The sequence below is a fragment of the Antarctobacter sp. genome (genome assembly GCF_965277915.1).
Lineage (GTDB): Bacteria > Pseudomonadota > Alphaproteobacteria > Rhodobacterales > Rhodobacteraceae > Antarctobacter.
In genome coordinates this window covers 3,165,012-3,181,245 of the sequence record NZ_OZ255849.1, presented here as the reverse complement: position 1 = coordinate 3,181,245, position 16,234 = coordinate 3,165,012, and the positions used below count along the sequence as shown (strand labels likewise).

Below are 16,234 nucleotides of genomic sequence, written 5' to 3'. Positions count from 1 at the left end.
TTCCCGCCGCGCGAGGCGAGAGCACTTGCAACCTTGTGACCGGACCCGCATGGTCCGCCCCGCAAGGGCAGGCAGGAGGGTGATCATGCGGATCGTGATTTTCGGTGTCGGTGCGGTCGGCGGTGTCGTCGGGGCGGCGCTTGCCCTCGCCGGGCACGAGGTGATCGGCATTGCACGCGGGCGGCGGCTGGCGGCGGTGCGGGAAAAGGGGTTGTTGCTGCGTGGTCACAAGGGCGAACAGCGGGTGCCGCTAAAGCTGGTCGAACAGGCGACAGAGCTGACCCCGCGTGACGACGACGTGATCCTGCTGGCGACAAAGAGCCAGGACAGCGCTGCGGCGCTGGGCGACCTGCGCGCCGCCGGGTATGTCTTGCAGCCGGTCTTCTGCATGCAGAACGGTGTCGCGAACGAGGATCTGGCCTTGCGGTTCTTCGACAACGTGCATGGGATCAACGTGATGCTGCCCGCCGAGTATATCGCGGCGGATGAGGCGATCTGTTTCGGACGCCCCAACTACGGCGTCTTCGACATCGGCCGCTATCCGGGTGGCTGCGATGCGGCGGACAAGACGTTGGCCGAGGCGCTGACGGGGGCGGGCATCCGGTCGTTCGCCACGGAGACTGTCATGGAAAACAAGTACGGCAAGCTGATCGTCAACCTGGGCAACATCGTCGAGGCGGTCTTGGGGCGGGGCGTGAAGGCGCCGGAGATCACGTCCGCCCTGCGTCAGGAGGCCGAAACCGTGTTCCGGGCCGCGGGTCTGTCCTGGCAGGACATGGGCGAGGGCGACCCGCGGCGCGGCACACTGCTTGAAATTGCGCCGATCGAGGGCGTGGACCGCGCGGGTAACTCCACCACCCAGAGCTTTCTGCGGGGGGCGGGCGCGGTCGAGACGGACTACTTCAACGGCGAGGTGGCTTTGATTGCCCGGCGCAACGGTGGCCACGCGCCCCTGAACGCGGCCATAACCTCGGTTGCTGCCCGACTCGCGCGTGGCGGTGCGGCGCCGGGGGCGATGACGCCGGAGGCCCTGGCCGCCGAACTGGGGCTATGAGTCAGAACGCCGTGAAATACTCCGCCTGCTCCCATTCCGAAATCGTCGACAGGTAACGCTCCCACTCGGCCCGCTTGAGACGAGCGAGGTAGGCAACCGTTTCTTCGCCCAGTTCCTCTCGGTACATCCGTGACCCTTCGAAGGCGGCAATCGCCTCTCCGAGGGTGGCGGGCAAATGTTCCGCCCTGTTGTCGTAGGGGTTCTCAAGCGCGGCCGGGGCACGGTGTCCGGCCTCGATCCCGTCGACCCCTGACAGGATCTGGAAGGCCAGCGCGAAATAGGGGTTTGCGGCGCTGTCGGCCACACGGTTCTCGACCCGGCTGGCCCCGTCCCCTGGCGCCATCAGCGCGCGCAGCATGGCGCCCCGGTTGTCAGCGCCCCAGCCGATCCGGTTTGGCGCAAGCTGGTAGGGCGCATAGCGCTTGTACCCGTTCACCGTGGGCGTCGTCGCGATGCAGGAGGCGCGCGCATGGGCCAAAAGACCGCCGATCCAGCCGGAGGCGACGTCCGTCAGCGCGCCGTCCGTCTCGGGGATCAGCAGGTTGCGTCCGTCCATGTCTGTCACGCTCTGGTGGATGTGCCAGCCATTGGCGGCGGCGTTTTCCAACCGTGGCTTGGCCATGAAAGAGGCAAGGTAGCCTTCGCGTGCGCAGACCTCTTTGACCATCGTGCGAAACAACACGGCGCGGTCGGCAATCGTCAGCGGGTCATCGGCGGCAAAGGTGAACTCGAACTGGCTTGGCCCCATCTCGATCTCGACAGAGAGCACAGGCAGGCCCATCGCCTCGGCGCTACGCCGGAGAAGGTCGAGGAGCGGCTCGGCGGCATCGTAGCGGGTCTCGGTGAGATATTGCCAGCCCTGGTTCACGCCGCGCGTCAGCGGCGGGCGTGGCGGCATGGTGGCGTCGGCATGGTCCAGCGCGGGTTCCACCGGCTCGAACACCTGGAATTCGACCTCGAGGCCCATGACGGCCTTCATGCCGCGCGACGCCAGCCGGTCGATGGCCCCTTGCAGAAGCGTCTGGGGAACGAAGGGAATCGTGCGACCGTCGGTGCGCAGCACCCGGCAGAGGATCATCGCCGAATGCGGCGCATGGGGCAGGGGGCAGAAGGTTTCGACGCGGGGAACCAGCAACAGGTCGCTGGCGCCTGACATCGGCGTGTCGCCTGTCTCGGACCAGATCGGAAAGACCGTCCGGTGCGACAGGTCCTTGAGCAGGAGCGTAGAGGGCACCCGCAGACCGGATTTCAGCGCCCCTTCCAGCCCGCGCCGCGTGACCGTCTTGCCGCGCAGGATGCCATGGGCATCGGCAAAGAGCATGCGCAGGGTCTCGATCCCCTCGGCATCGACCCGCGCCATCAACTCTGCAGCCGCCTCTGGCTGCAACAGCCCGTCGCGGCACAGCCGGCCCTGCGCCAGGTGGTCCCGCATCAGAGCCCCGCGTCCCAGGGACAGGCGTCGCGCCGTTCGGCATCGGCGCGCAGGCTGGCCGCGTCCCAATCGGCGCTGTCGGCAATCGCATCGTTGGACAGCGGTCCCCGGATCGTGGCGGGATCAACGGCGCCCCGCATCGGCAGCGCACTTTCCTCGCCCTTCTCCAGCGCGTCCATCGCGGCGCGCAGCATCCGGCGATAGCGGACGATGCCCACGTCGGTCTTGCCCAGGTGTTCGTCGGTGCGGTCCTGGATCGGCCCCATGCTCTCGACCGCCCACTGGTCATGCACGTTGATGTCCAGCCCCATGCCGGTATAGGTCTCGCGCGCCTGTTCCTCGGGGTCGTAGCCGTAGTCGTTGCGCTTGTTCTTCAGCGGCGCGTAGTCCGGCAGGCGGTGTTCCTTCAGCCGCTGTTCGCGCATCAGCTCCTTGTTCACCGGTTTGTCGAAGCTGGTGAACATCGAGTACCAATAGCAATTCTCGTCGTCGATGGGGACGTGCCATTGGGTGATCGTCATCTCGCGGCTCATCGGGATGCAGATCGCCTCGGGGAAGATCTGGTTGGTCACGCGCACATGGGTCAGCCCGTTTTCCATGTGCCGCAGTGCGGTCAGTTTCAGGCCAAACTCCGTTTCCTCGACCCGGATTTCGGGGCGCGGATAGTCGCGCAACAGCTTGGTCATGGGGATGTTTGTGTCCGCCGCGCTGTCGCGGAACTGCTTGCCGTAGCTGTCCTTTGGGTCCTCGTCTTCCAGGAAGCGGTGCAGAAAGGACGCGTGGGCCGGGTCGATGCCGACTTCCAACGCCTGCAGCCAGTTGCACTCCCACAGTCCCTTGAAGGCAAAGACATGGGTGTCGGGCGCGCGGAAACAGTCAAAGTTCGGCAGCGGTGGCGGATCGCCGGGGCCCATGTAGGCAAATACGATGCCGTTTCGTTCCACCACCGGATAGGCCGGCGTGCGGATCTGTTCATGCATTTTCGAGCCCTCGGGCTCTCCGGGTTGTTCGACGCATTGCCCGGTCCGGTCGAAATGCCATCCGTGGAAAGGGCAACGCAACCCGTTGTCCTCGCGCCGACCGTAACACAGGTCGGCGCCGCGGTGCGGGCAATGCCGCCCGATCAGGCCCAGTTCCCCCGCGTTATCCCGAAACAGCACCAGTTTTTCGCCCAGCAGGGTGACCGGCACGACAGGGCGGGGGCCTTTCAGCTCATCGCTCAGGGCGGCAGGCTGCCAGTAGCGTCGCAGGACTTGGCCCGCGGGCTGATCCCGCCCCACCCTCGTCAATCGATCATTGAGCTCCTGGCTGATCATGCCGCTTTCCTCCCACGTTCTGGCTGTCTGCTTTCGGCCGGAGTTTGGCGGTTAGGTGGTTGGGGCGTCAAGATAAACGCCGCCCGTGGCAGGGTGCCGCGGGGTCAAGATCGCTCGCCCGGCAAGGGTGTGGATCCCGACCAGAGGTCGGGCGGAGCCGGGCCTGTGGCGCGCCGGACACATTCCACGCCGCTGGTTTTCCGCGCTCGACGTGACAGGCCGGCGCGCCTAGGGTATCGGCTGATCCAAACACCTGAATGGACAGGATAATGTACGCAGAGCCAGCATGCGGCCCGGAAAGGCAGTCGGGCGGGGCAGCAGAGGAGCCGCTGCGCGATCGGTCCGGGCTGACGCTAGTCGTCGATCTCGACGGGACGCTGCTGCGTAGCGACATGCTGTACGAGAGCTTCTGGACTGCGTTCGGCCGCGACTGGACAGTGGCCCTGACCGCCATGCGGGCCCTGACCCGGGGGCGTGCGGCGTTGAAACAGCGGCTTGCCGAAACCGCCCGGCTGGAACCGGCGACCCTGCCTTTCGACAGCGAAGTACTGGCCTATATCCAGACTTGGCGTGAAAAGGGCGGGCGCACCGCGCTTGTGACGGCCGCGGACCAGAGCCTGGCCGATGCGATTGCCGAACACCTGGGCGTCTTCGACGAGGTGCATGGCTCTGACGGGATGCGCAACCTCAAGGGAAAGGCCAAGGCGGCCTTTCTCGCGGATCGTTTCGGCAAAGCGCAATATGTCTACATGGGCGACAGTTCCGCCGACCTGCCGGTCTGGGAACAGGCCGCCCGCGCGGTGACTGTCAACGCCTCGAAACGGCTGCAGTCCGAGGCAGAGGCCATTGCCCCCGAGGTCGAGCACCTGACAACCAAGCCGGGGACGCTGCGGCCCTACGTCAAGACTCTGCGCCCGCATCAATGGCTGAAGAACATCCTGGTCTTCCTGCCAATGCTGACAGGACACCAGTTCGATCCGGCGACGGTGTTCATGGCGATTTCCGCCTTTGTCGCCTACAGTCTGGTGGCCTCCAGCGTCTATGTCGTCAACGACATGACCGACCTGAACGCCGACCGCGCCCACCCGCGCAAGAAGCGGCGCCCCTTCGCGTCGGGCGCCGTGCCCTTGCCGCACGGGATGATCATGGCCCCTGCGCTTTTCCTTGCCGGTGCGGCGGTCTCACTGGCGGTGAGCCCGGTCTTCCTGGCGGTGGTCTGCGGCTATTTCGTGCTGACAACGGCCTATTCGCTGAACCTCAAGCGCAAGATGGTGATCGACATATGCACCCTTGCGGGGCTCTACAGCATGCGCATCGTGGCGGGGGCCGTGGCAACGGGTATTTCGCTTTCGGTCTGGTTGCTGGCCTTTGCGATCTTCTTTTTCCTGGCTCTTGCCGCGGTGAAAAGACAGGCGGAACTGGTCGACAGTGCCCGGCGCGGTACTCTGCATGCGCGCGGGCGGGGCTACAACGTCGGAGACCTGCCGATCATCACCATGATCGCCATCGCGGCGGGCTATGTCTCGGTGCTGGTGCTTGTGCTTTATGTCGACTCGCCGGATGTCAGCGATCTCTATAACGCGCCCTACATGCTTTGGGGGATCGGGGCCGTGCTGCTGTACTGGATCACACGGACCATCATGATTGCCCATCGGGGCCAGATGCACGATGACCCGCTGGTCTTTGCCGCAAGGGACCGCGTCAGCCAGCTTTGCGTGATGCTGTGTTTCGGGTTCGCATTGATCGGTGCGCTGTGAGATGACGCGCCGAACGCTTTTGCTGCGCTACGCGGGTTTTGCCGTTCTTGCCACGTTTGCCAATCTGGTCACTCAGCGGCTTGTCCTTCTGGCGGGGGACGGAGGCGTCGCCTTTGCCCTTGCGGTCGGGGCGGGGACGCTGGTGGGGCTGGTGGTCAAGTACCTGCTCGACAAGCATTGGATCTTCTACGACGAGGCCACCGGCCTGCGCGCGCACGGGCGCCAGTTCACGCTATACACTCTCATGGGGATCGTGACGACGGCTGTCTTCTGGGGGACGGAAACCGCCTTCTGGATATTCTGGAAAACCGATGTGATGCGCGAATTGGGCGCAGTCCTCGGCCTCACCATCGGGTATGTCATCAAGTACAATCTCGACCGGCGCTTTGTCTTTACCGACGCGCGGCTGGGAGCGATGTCATGAAATTATCCGGATGGGGCCGGTTTCCACGGATCGAAACAGAGGTCCGCGCACCGCGTGACGAGGCCGCTCTGAAAGCGTTTGTCACCGGCAGCAGGCCGGTCATCGCCCGAGGCAACGGGCGGTCCTACGGTGACAGCGCGGTGGGGGCCGGGCTGACGCTGGACATGCGCCATTTCAACCACATGCTGGAATTTGACGCCGAAACTGGACGGCTGGTGGCCGAGGCTGGCGTTCTTCTGGGCGACGTGATCGACGCCTTCCTGCCGCGTGGATGGTTCCCATTGGTGACGCCGGGGACGAAACTCATCACCCTGGGCGGTGCCATCGCGGCCGATGTGCACGGCAAGAACCACCATGTGGAGGGCAGTTTCGGCGCCTGCGTCGACTGGATCGAGATCATGGGGCCAAACGGTGAGGTGCGCCGCGCCTCCCGCAAGGATGAGGACGACCTCTTTTGGTGGACGATCGGTGGCATGGGCCTGACCGGCGTGATCCTGCGCGCAGCCATCCGCCTGCGGCCCGTTGAAACCGCCTGGATCCGCCAGACGATCCACCCCGCGCCCGACCTTGCCACGGCGATGGACATGTTCGAGGCGCATGGCCATGATACCTATTCGGTCGCCTGGATCGACTGCATGGGGCAGGGGCGGCACCTTGGCCGTTCGCTGGTCATGCTGGGGGAGCATGCGACACGGGCAGAACTGGACCCCAAGAAGGCCGAGACCCCGCTGGACGCTGGTCACAAGGGCAAGTTGTCGGTGCCACTGGATTTTCCGGGCTTTGCGCTCAACCGCTGGACGGTGCGCGCCTTCAATGAACTCTATTACCGCATGGGCGCATGGAAAGCGGGCACCTCGCTGGTCGACTGGGACAGCTATTTCTACCCGCTCGACTCGGTGCTGAAATGGAACCGCATCTATGGCCGCCGCGGCTTTGCCCAGTTCCAATGCGTGATCCCGCTTGCCTCGGCCCGCGACGGGCTGACCGAACTGCTGCAGGCCATCGCCGATGCCGGCGCCGGATCTTTCCTTGCGGTGCTGAAGCGCTTTGGCCCGCAGGACAGCGCCTTTTCCTTCCCGATGGAGGGGTACACCTTGGCGCTCGATTTCCCGATGAAATCGCATACGCTGGACCTGCTGGAACGGCTTGACGCCATCGCCGTCGCCCACGGCGGGCGGTTCTACCTGGCCAAGGACAGCCGCATGCGCGCCGCAACCCTGCGTCAGGCCGATGACCGCGTGTCAGAGTTCCTGGAGATGCGCGAAACCCATGGTCTCAAGGCGCATTTTGCCTCTGCCCAATCCGAAAGGCTTTCCCTGTGACCGATCTGCCCGTCCTGATCCTAGGTGCCCGCTCCGACATGGGACAGGCCATCGCCCATGCTTTTGCCGCCCAGGGCCACCCGATCCAGCTGGCCGCGCGCGACGCCGGCAGCCTGGACACGGTGCGCGCCGACCTGGCCCTGCGCCACGGGGTCGAGGTGACGCTGCACGACTTCGACGTGCTGGACAGCCACGGCTTTGGGCCCTTCCTCGATAGTCTGCCCGCGCTGCCGCAGATCGCGGTCAGCGTCGTGGGCTACATGGGCGAACAGTCGGAAAACGAACAGGATCTCGACAAGGCATCGCTGGTGCTGCGCAGCAACTTCGAAGGTCCCGCTGGTATCCTTGCCCTCCTAGCCAACCGGTTCGAGGCGCGGGGCAGCGGCACGCTGGTCGGCGTGAGTTCGGTCGCAGGCGACCGCGGGCGGGCCACGAACTATGTCTACGGCTCGGCCAAGGCCGGGTTCACGGCTTTCCTCTCGGGCCTTCGCAACCGGCTGGCCAAGACGGGCGTGCATGTGGTCACCGTGCTGCCGGGCTTCGTCAATACGGCCATGACCGAGGGCATGGACCTGCCCGCAAAGCTGACGGCCGAACCCGACGAGGTGGGGCGCGCCGTGTTGAAGGCGGTGCAAAAGCAGCGCAACGTGATCTATGTGCGCGGTATCTGGCGGCTGGTCATGGCCATCATCCGCAACATCCCCGAGCCGGTTTTCAAGAAGCTCAAGATCTGACGGCTGGCACCCCGGCGGCCTGAGACGTACCTGCCACTGCAGGATCGCGTTCCGCCCCCGAAATCCCCATCACCGAAGCGCCGCACGCAACAGGAGAGCAGACAGGTGCAGAAGATCCATTTGCCGGAGCGGCCGCATTGGCGTGATCACGCCAGCGAGGTCGGCTTCACCTTTGCGGACATGCATGGAGAGCCCTACTGGGACGAAAGCTCGGCCTATGCCTTTACGCTCGACCAGATCGAAAACGATCTCGAAGACCCGGCGACAGAACTGCATTCCATGTGCCGTGAGGCGGTCGCGGAAATCATCGCCTCCGAACGCCTGATGGCGCAACTGGCAATTCCCGAAAATCGCCGTGACCTGGTGACCGACAGCTGGAAACAGGACGATCCGGAGATCTATGGCCGTTTCGATTTCGCCTATGACGGCAAGGGGCCGGCGAAACTTCTGGAATACAACGCCGACACGCCGACCTCACTTTACGAAAGCGCGGCCTTCCAGTGGCAGTGGCTGGAGGACCAGCTTGGCGCAGGGATCCTGCCCGAGGGCACGGACCAGTTCAACGGTATCCACGAGGCGCTGGTCGCTAGTTTCGGTGAGGTCTTCGAGGAAAACAGCGATCTGCATTTCACGGCGGTCGCGGACAACCCCGAGGATTACGGCACGGTCGAGGCGATGGGATGGGCCGCGCGTGAGGCGGGGCTGGGGGCGCATTACTGCGACCTCGACAAGATCGGGTTGAGCGCGGATGGTCACTTTCTCGACGATCAGGACCGCCGGATCGCCGTCCTTTTCAAGCTTTACCCATGGGAAGACCTCTTCCTTGACGATTATGCCGATCACATCGACGGCTCGGGGTGCCTGTTCCTGGAACCGGCGTGGAAGGCGCTGTTGTCGAACAAGGGACTGTTGCCGGTGCTCTGGCAGATGTTCGAAGGCCACCCCAACCTGCTGCCGGCTTTCTTCGAAGCGGACGTGGCCGATGCGATGGAGGGCAGGGGCAGCCCTTCCGCCGGGGTCGCAGAGGCATTCGCCCGGGCCGAAGCCGGCCTCGCCTCGGGCCATGTGCGCAAGCCGATCCTGTCGCGCGAAGGGGCCTCCGTCTCGATCCTGAAGGCTGGCAAGATCCTGGAAGAGGCCCAGAACACCGAGTATTCCGAACACCCCAGGATCGTTCAGGCCTATGCGCCACTGCCGGTTTTCGACGGCTTCCGGCCTGTAGTCGGCGCTTGGATCGTCGGGCAGGCCTGCGCCGGGATCGGCATCCGGGAGGACCGTTCCCGTATCACGCAGGATTTGTCGCGGTTCAAACCCCACTACATTCAGGCATAAGCCGAGCAACCAACTGACCGCCCATACGGCAGAAAGAAAGAGTGTCATGTCCAAACGTTCGAAACGGGTTGCCATCGCGATCGTCGGCGCCGCGGCCTTTACCGTCGCGGGCTGCAAGGAGGAACAGGTGGACGCCGCCGCCTTTCCCGACCTCCAGACCTGCAAGGACGAGGCGCTGCGCGGTGGCATGTTCTCGGCGCAGGACTGTGAGATCCAGTTTGCCGAAGCTCAGAAACTGCACGTCGAGGCGGCGCCGCGCTACGACAGCCGCGAGGTCTGCGAGGAACTGCACGGCCCGGGCGCCTGCGGCCCCGAGGCGGCGGTGACAGAGGGCGGCTCGGGCAGCATCTTCATGCCGCTGCTGGCTGGCTACCTGATCGGGAACATGATGGGCGGACGGTCCGGCATGTCCGCCGCGCAGCCGCTATACAAGACCAAGGACGGGCGCTTTACCAATGCGGCAGGCTCCAGTGTCTTTTCGGGCAACAAGGGCGCGACCAAGCTTGGCACCTCGCAGTTCACGCGCCCTGCCTCGACCATCGGCGCCAAACCGATGTCCCGCGCAACCGCGCTCTCTCGCGGCGGGTTCGGCAAGTCGGCAGGAGACCGCACACGGTTCGGCGGCTGACCTGGTTCACTGCCGGCACGTGTGCATTTTCCGTGGCAGAGGGTCGTTGATCCGTTCGTCGCCGGTCACGAAAACCGGATCTGCGCCTTCATCGCCCGGCTGCGGTCCGAGGCCAGCTTGAAGCCCTCCTCCGCCTCATCCAGCGCGACCTCATGGGTGATCAGGGGCTTTACGTCGATGCGCCCCTTGCGCATCAATTCCACGGCGGCAAAGAATTCCTCATGAAAGCGGAAAGACCCGCGCAACTCCAGTTCCTTGGCGGTGATCGCCTGCACCGGCAGGGTCATGTCGCCTCCCAGACCAAGCTGAAGGATCACGCCGCCGGGTCGCATCGCCGGGATCGCGGCGACCAGCGCGGGCGCCGCGCCAGAACACTCGAACAGCACGTCTATCTGCCCTTTCTCCGCCGCAAGCGGCGCCAGCCCGTCAGGGTGTTTGCCCATGTTCACGACGCGGTCGGCGCCCAGGCGGGCCGCCATGTCCAGGGTGAAATCACTGAGATCGGTGGCCACGATTTCGGCTGCGCCCGCAGCGCGCGCCACCAGGACCGCCAGCATCCCGATCGGTCCGCAGCCGGTCACCAGCACGCGTTTTCTCAGAAGGTCCCCGGCGCGGCGGGCGGCGTGCAGCACCACCGAGAGAGGCTCGGCCATCGCCGCCTCGCCAGCGCTCAGGTCCCCGGCAGGTGCACATTGCGCGACATCTGCCACCAGGAACTCGCGGAACGCGCCCTGGATGTGGGGGAAAGGCATGGCAGAGCCGTAGAACCGCATGTTCAGGCAGTGGTTGGGCTGGCCCGCATGGCAGAACCGGCAGGCACGGCAAGGCCGCGATGGCGACACGGCGACCCGCAGCCCCTTGGCCAGGCCGCTGACACCCGCGCCAAGGGCCTCGATCCGGCCCGCAACCTCGTGGCCCAGGATCATCGGTTCCTTCAGCCGGACCGCCCCAAAGCCGCCCTGGTGGTAATAATGCAGGTCCGACCCGCAGATGCCGCCGGCCTCCAGCCGGACCAGAACCTGCCCGGGCCCCGGAACGGGCATTTCGCGGTCCTCGATCCTCAGGTCATGTGCGCCGTGGGCGACGATGGTCTTCATGCAGGCTCCTCCCGTTTCCGGGCGCCATGATGGGCACCGGGCCGGGGCTTGTCGAGGGGCGTTCAGGTCAGGTGCCGTTCCAACCCCTGCAGCATGTGCAAGCAAGCCGACAGCTGGTCGCGGCTGACGTATTCGTCGGGCTTGTGCGCCTGCTCGATTGACCCGGGGCCGCAGACAACACAATCCATGCCCAGCGACTGGAACAGCCCCGCCTCGGTGCCAAAGGCCACCACGTCCAGTCCATTGGCGCCGGTCAGGGTGGAAACGATTTCCGCCACTTCGCTGTCCTTGACCGGATGCAGCCCTTGCGTTTCGGCGATGACCTCACGGGTGATCGCGGCCTCGGAATGCACCGAGAGCATCGCGGGCAGCATCTCCTCGGCGAAACGGTCGATTTCGGCCAGGACGTGCTCGGCGTCGGATCTCTGGACCGGGCGCATTTCCCAGTCGATCTCGGCATGGTCTGGGATCACGTTATGCGCGTGGCCCGAATGTATCCGGCCAATGTTCAGCGTGGTCCAGGCGGGCGAAAACGGGCTGCCCTCGGGGGCGCGGGTCCGCAGTTCGCCTTCCAGTTCCATCAGCCGCCCGGCATAGCGTGCCGCACAGACAGCGGCATTGACCCCGTGATCCGGGGCGGACCCATGTCCGGCACAGCCGGTGATGTGGGTGGTGTATTCGTAGCAGCCCTTGTGCCCGTTGATGACGCGCATCATCGTCGGTTCGCCAAGGATTGCCATTGCCGGGCGGATCTCGCGGGCGCGCAGGTCCTCGACCAGCGCGCGGGCACCGAAACAGCCCACTTCCTCGTCATAGGTCAGCGCGATATGGACCGGGCGGGTCAGCTGCCATTCGGCGATGCGCGGGGCCACCGCCAGCACGCAGGCGATGAACCCCTTCATGTCGCATGCGCCGCGCCCATAGAGCCGCCCTTCGCGATCTTCCATCACAAACGGGTCCGAGGACCATTCCTGATCCTCGACGGGCACCACGTCGGAATGCCCAGACAGGACCAGACCGCCGTCGCCCTCGGGGCCGAAGGTGGCAAAGAGATTGGCCTTGTGCCCGGTCTCGTCCAGCGTCACGTCGCAAGTCGCGCCGAGTTCCTTGAGATAGTTCGCGGCCCAGGCGATCAGGTCCAGGTTGCCGTCCGCCGAGACGGTTGGAAAGGCGATCAACTCGCCCAGGAGTTCCTCTGTGCGGTAGAGCAGGTCCATGTCAGTCCTTGACGAAAAGCTGGCGCGGACGGTCGCAGAGGCATTCCGCCGGCCCGTCCTCGCGGATCAGGATGGATTCGGTGATTTCCAGCCCCCAGTCTTCCATCCAGAGGCCGGGCATGAAGTGGAAGGTCATCCCGGGTTGCAGCACCGTTTCGTCACTGGTGCGGATAGAGATGGTCCGCTCGCCCCAGTCTGGGGGATAGCTGAGGCCGATGGGATAGCCGCAGCGCCCGGTGCGCTGGATGCCGCCCTTGGCCAGCGCGGCGTAAAGGGCACGGGCGATGTCGCCGGCAGTATTGCCGGCACGCGCCGCCTCCAGCCCCATTTCCAGGCCTTCGACCAGCGCCTTTTCCGCGTCCAGCATGTGTTGCGGCGGCTTGCCCAGAAAGACGGTCCGGCAGAAGGGGGCGTGGTAACGGCGATAACACCCGGCCAGTTCAAAGAAGGTCGCTTCGCCCTCGGCGAAGGGGCGCCCGTCCCATGTCAGATGCGCGGCAGAGGCGTCAAGTCCCGACGGCAGCAGCGGCACGATGGAGGCGTAGTCGCCCCAGTGTCCATCCGCCCCGCGGATCGCGTCGGCGTAGATTTCGGCCACCAGTTCGTTCTTGGGCAATCCCGGTTCGACGCGCTCGAGGATGCCGTCGACCATCTTTTCCGAGATCTTGGCTGCGCGGCGGATGAACGTGATTTCCTCGTTGGACTTCACGGCCCTTTGCCAGTTCACCAGCGCGGTGGCGTCGATCAGCCGCGCGTCGGGCAGTTCCTCGACCAGCGTCGCATGTGCCCGGGCCGAGTAATAGTAGTTTTCCATCTCGACGCCGATCCGGCCCGTGTCCAGACCACGCGCGCGGATGTGTGCGGCGAGGTCCTGCATCGGGTGAATATCCGTCGCCTGCACGTAGTCGTCGGCATAGCCAAGGATCCGGTCCGGTTCCATCCAGACGGTGCGCAGCGCGCCGTAGCCATCCATCGACCGTCCCCACCACAGCGGCGCCTCGCCCGGGATGACCAGAACGCCCTGGTGGACGTAGAAGGACCAGCCGTCATAGCCGGTCAGCCAGGCCATGTTCGACGGGTCCTCGACAAAAAGCGCATCCAGCCCCAGCGTTTCCATGCGGGCCTCGACCAGGCGCAGGCGCCGGTCGTATTCGGTCTGCGAGAAGGGAAGGTTGGGGGCCGACATATACTGCACCTCTTATCATTGTCCGTTCCGCCATGGTTTGGCGAAACGGAGGAACTGCAAGGAAAAACCTTATGGGACAGCTTGAAGTCCTAGGTGGCGATTGGTCATTGTGCAAGAAGGGGGACCGACACCACTGGGTCCGAAAACGACCGGCAGGGAGCACAATGATCGATTTCACGCTGGACCGCGTGCTTGCTGCCCGATCCCGGATCGCCGGGATCGCCGACCGGACGCCTTTGGTCCCTTCGGCGCTCAACGCGCGCCTTGGGCAAGAGTTCCTTTTGAAACTGGAAATCGCGCAACCGGTGGGTGCCTTCAAGCTGCGCGGAGCGGTGAACGCGATTTTCGGACTGGAGGGCGACGTCGCCGGGGTGACCTGCTGTTCCACCGGAAATCACGGGCGGGGTGTGGCCTATGCGGCCCGCGCCAAGGGATTGCAGGCGGTGGTCTGCATGTCGCATCTGGCCCCCGAGGCCAAGGTGGCAGGCGTGCGCGCCTTGGGGGGCGAGGTGCGCATCGTGGGCCAAAGCCAGGATGATGCCCAGGCCGAGGCCGAACGTCTGGTGGCCGAGGAGGGGTTGGTGGAAATATCGCCTTTCGACGACCCGGCGGTGATCGCGGGGCAGGGCACCATTGGCCTGGAACTGCTGGAGGTACGGCCCGATCTCGATACGATCCTTGTGCCGCTTTCCGGCGGCGGGCTGGCGGCGGGCGTTGCCTTTGCCGCCAAGACGATCAACCCCAGGATCCGTGTCATCGGCATCACGATGGACCGTGGCGCGGCCATGTATGCCTCGTTGCAGGCCGGGCACCCGGTCGAGGTGACGGAGGTCGCCAGCCTCGCCGACAGTCTTGGCGGGGGGATCGGCCTGCAGAACCGTCTGTCCTTTCCTCTGTGCCGCGACTACCTGGACGACGTGCTGCTGGTCACCGAGGAAGAGATCTATCACGCGCTCCAGACAATCTACTACGAAGATCGCATCGTATGCGAAGGGGCCTGCGTGGTGGGGATCGCGGCGGTCCAGGCGGGCAAGGTCGCCCTGCGCGGGCCGACAGCCACGATCATCACCGGGCGCAACCTCGACATGGGACTGCACGCGGCGATCATGGCCGGGCAGGATGTGACGCTGGGGGATCTGACCATCAAGGGGAGGCGCTATGAGCCGTGATGTGACCATCCTGACAGAGGCAGACCTGCGCGCGGCAGTTCCCTTGGACCTGACCGCGGTGGACGTGGTCGAACGCGCCTTTGCCGCGCTGGCCACGGGCGATGTGGTGATGCCGCCGATCCTGTCGATGGACCTGCCCCAAGTGAACGGTGAGGTCGACGTCAAGACCGCGTACATTCCCGGATTCGACGGCTTCGCGATCAAGGTCAGCCCCGGGTTCTTTGACAACCCAAAGCTGGGCCTGCCCAGCCTGAACGGGTTGATGATCCTGTTCTCGGCCAAGACAGGGCTGGTCGAGGCGCTGCTTCTGGACAACGGATACCTGACCGATGTGCGCACGGCCGCCGCGGGCGCGGTTGCCGCGCGGCATCTGGCCCCGACGCAGATTGCAACGGCCGGGGTGATTGGCACCGGCGTGCAGGCGCGCTTGCAGATGCAGGCGGCACATCTTGTGCGCCCCTTCAAGCGGGCGCTGGTCTGGGGGCGCGACACCGCCAAGGCCGCAGACTGTGCCGCGGACATCGCGCAGGCGCTGGGGATCGAGGCCGAGGTCATGAATGATGCCCACGATCTGGTGGCGCAATGCCAACTGGTCATCACCACGACACCGGCGCGCGCACCTGTCCTCAAGGCCGACTGGCTGCATCCGGGGCTGCACATCACGGCGATGGGATCGGACCAGGGCGGCAAGAACGAAATCGAACCGGCGGCTCTGGCGCGGGCGGATCGCTATGTCTGTGACCGGATCAGCCAGTGCGAGACCATCGGCGAACTGGAGGCCGCTCTGGCGGAGGGCCTGATGGTGTCCCCGGTCGAACTGGGCGACGTGATCGCGGGCAAAGCGTGGGGCCGGCGCAACCCCGACGACATCACCATCTGTGACCTCACCGGCACTGGTGCGCAGGATACGGCCATTGCCACCCATGTGATGCAGGTCCGTGGTGCCGCCGGGACGACGATCGCCACATGACCCGCCTGGACGCCCGCGATCTCAAGATCCTCTCGGTCCTCGCCAGGGAGGGCCGCATCACGAAGGCGGCGCTTGCCGACAAGGTGGGCCTCTCGGCGACCCCCTGCTGGGAGCGGTTGAAGCGCCTGGAACAGGCCGGGTTGATTACCGGCTACCGGGCCGAGATCGACCTCAAACGCGTTGCGCCCCATGTCACGGTCTTTGTCGCCGCTGAACTGGCGGACCACACGGCGGCCAGCATGCAGGGCTTTGAACGCGCCATGCAGGGCTATGACGAGGTGGTGAACTGCTGGGCACTTGGCGGCGGGTTCGATTACCTGTTGCAGATTGTTGCGCGGGACATCGACTCGTACCAGCGGCTCATCGACGCCATGCTGGAGGCACGGATCGGACTGGCGCGATACTACACCTATATCGTTACCAAGCCGGTGAAATCTTCGGCCGTGCCGCCGCTGGACGCGCTTCTGGGCGACTGAAACCGAAGATCTGGACTGCCACACGGCTTCTGCGGAGCGGAATCCTCTGGTCTGGCAGGTGAATTTGGTCTCAGGCCGTGCCGGTTTCAGGACATTCTGCACCCCAGATAATGGAGGTGT

15 protein-coding genes are annotated in these 16,234 nt (G+C 65.2%); 10 read left to right on the top strand and 5 right to left on the bottom strand.

What is annotated here, in order from left to right; translation table 11 throughout:
* Nucleotides 1-85: 85 nt before the first annotated feature.
* The gene (locus tag ACQY5B_RS16410; protein ID WP_420328499.1) at nucleotides 86-1,054 is read left to right on the top strand and encodes a ketopantoate reductase family protein; all 969 of its coding nucleotides are present in this window, start codon (nucleotides 86-88) and stop codon (nucleotides 1,052-1,054) included.
* Between the two features lies 1 nt (nucleotide 1,055).
* On the opposite strand, the gene ACQY5B_RS16405 is transcribed toward ACQY5B_RS16410, so the two are convergent.
* A complete protein-coding gene (locus ACQY5B_RS16405; protein WP_420328501.1) occupies nucleotides 1,056-2,486 on the bottom strand; it encodes a glutamine synthetase family protein in 1,431 nt (476 codons plus the stop codon).
* Entirely contained in the window at nucleotides 2,486-3,802 is a 1,317-nt protein-coding gene (locus ACQY5B_RS16400; protein WP_420328503.1) for a Rieske 2Fe-2S domain-containing protein, read from the bottom strand. Before ACQY5B_RS16400 ends, ACQY5B_RS16405 begins: the two co-directional genes overlap by 1 nt.
* 257 nt (nucleotides 3,803-4,059) lie before the next feature.
* Between ACQY5B_RS16400 and ACQY5B_RS16395 the strand changes: the two genes are divergently transcribed.
* The 6 genes from ACQY5B_RS16395 (at nucleotide 4,060) to ACQY5B_RS16370 (ending at nucleotide 9,999) form a co-directional block, all read left to right on the top strand.
* Nucleotides 4,060-5,559 (top strand): UbiA family prenyltransferase, encoded by a 1,500-nt coding sequence (locus ACQY5B_RS16395; RefSeq protein ID WP_420328504.1) that lies wholly within the window; start codon nucleotides 4,060-4,062, stop codon nucleotides 5,557-5,559.
* 1 nt (nucleotide 5,560) lies between these two features.
* On the top strand, nucleotides 5,561-5,983 hold the full coding sequence (locus tag ACQY5B_RS16390) for a GtrA family protein (RefSeq protein WP_420328505.1): 423 nt from the start codon (nucleotides 5,561-5,563) through the stop codon (nucleotides 5,981-5,983).
* Nucleotides 5,980-7,305 carry an FAD-binding protein gene (locus ACQY5B_RS16385; RefSeq protein WP_420328506.1) on the top strand — a complete coding sequence of 442 codons (1,326 nt, stop codon included), beginning with the start codon at nucleotides 5,980-5,982 and terminating at the stop codon, nucleotides 7,303-7,305. Before ACQY5B_RS16390 ends, ACQY5B_RS16385 begins: the two co-directional genes overlap by 4 nt.
* Nucleotides 7,302-8,039, top strand: coding sequence for an SDR family oxidoreductase (locus ACQY5B_RS16380; RefSeq protein ID WP_420328507.1), 738 nt, complete (start codon nucleotides 7,302-7,304; stop codon nucleotides 8,037-8,039). Before ACQY5B_RS16385 ends, ACQY5B_RS16380 begins: the two co-directional genes overlap by 4 nt.
* 105 nt (nucleotides 8,040-8,144) lie before the next feature.
* Nucleotides 8,145-9,371 (top strand): glutathionylspermidine synthase family protein, encoded by a 1,227-nt coding sequence (locus ACQY5B_RS16375; protein ID WP_420328508.1) that lies wholly within the window; start codon nucleotides 8,145-8,147, stop codon nucleotides 9,369-9,371.
* A 46-nt stretch (nucleotides 9,372-9,417) separates the two neighbouring features.
* Nucleotides 9,418-9,999 (top strand): DUF1190 domain-containing protein, encoded by a 582-nt coding sequence (locus ACQY5B_RS16370; RefSeq protein ID WP_420328510.1) that lies wholly within the window; start codon nucleotides 9,418-9,420, stop codon nucleotides 9,997-9,999.
* Between the two features lie 65 nt (nucleotides 10,000-10,064).
* Here ACQY5B_RS16370 and ACQY5B_RS16365 read toward each other — a convergent pair whose 3' ends face one another.
* The 3 genes from ACQY5B_RS16365 to ACQY5B_RS16355 form a co-directional block, all read right to left on the bottom strand.
* Nucleotides 10,065-11,096, bottom strand: a complete 1,032-nt coding sequence (locus ACQY5B_RS16365) for an L-idonate 5-dehydrogenase (RefSeq protein WP_420328512.1) — start codon at nucleotides 11,094-11,096, stop codon at nucleotides 10,065-10,067.
* A 62-nt stretch (nucleotides 11,097-11,158) separates the two neighbouring features.
* Nucleotides 11,159-12,313 (bottom strand): acetylornithine deacetylase, encoded by a 1,155-nt coding sequence (argE, locus tag ACQY5B_RS16360; protein ID WP_420328514.1) that lies wholly within the window; start codon nucleotides 12,311-12,313, stop codon nucleotides 11,159-11,161.
* A gap of 1 nt (nucleotide 12,314) precedes the next feature.
* On the bottom strand, nucleotides 12,315-13,499 hold the full coding sequence (locus tag ACQY5B_RS16355; protein WP_420328515.1) for a M24 family metallopeptidase: 1,185 nt from the start codon (nucleotides 13,497-13,499) through the stop codon (nucleotides 12,315-12,317).
* Nucleotides 13,500-13,663: 164 nt separating this feature from the next.
* On the opposite strand from ACQY5B_RS16355, the gene eutB reads away from it, so the two are divergent.
* The 3 genes from eutB to ACQY5B_RS16340 are packed head-to-tail and all read left to right on the top strand — an operon-like array spanning nucleotide 13,664 to nucleotide 16,114.
* The gene (gene eutB, locus ACQY5B_RS16350) at nucleotides 13,664-14,668 is read left to right on the top strand and encodes a hydroxyectoine utilization dehydratase EutB (protein WP_420328516.1); all 1,005 of its coding nucleotides are present in this window, start codon (nucleotides 13,664-13,666) and stop codon (nucleotides 14,666-14,668) included.
* Nucleotides 14,658-15,638, top strand: a complete 981-nt coding sequence (locus tag ACQY5B_RS16345; RefSeq protein ID WP_420328517.1) for a cyclodeaminase — start codon at nucleotides 14,658-14,660, stop codon at nucleotides 15,636-15,638. The genes eutB and ACQY5B_RS16345 overlap by 11 nt, the downstream gene beginning before the upstream one ends.
* Complete coding sequence (locus ACQY5B_RS16340) at nucleotides 15,635-16,114, top strand: Lrp/AsnC family transcriptional regulator (protein ID WP_305970354.1); 480 nt, start codon at nucleotides 15,635-15,637, stop codon at nucleotides 16,112-16,114. Before ACQY5B_RS16345 ends, ACQY5B_RS16340 begins: the two co-directional genes overlap by 4 nt.
* Nucleotides 16,115-16,234 lie beyond the last annotated feature (120 nt).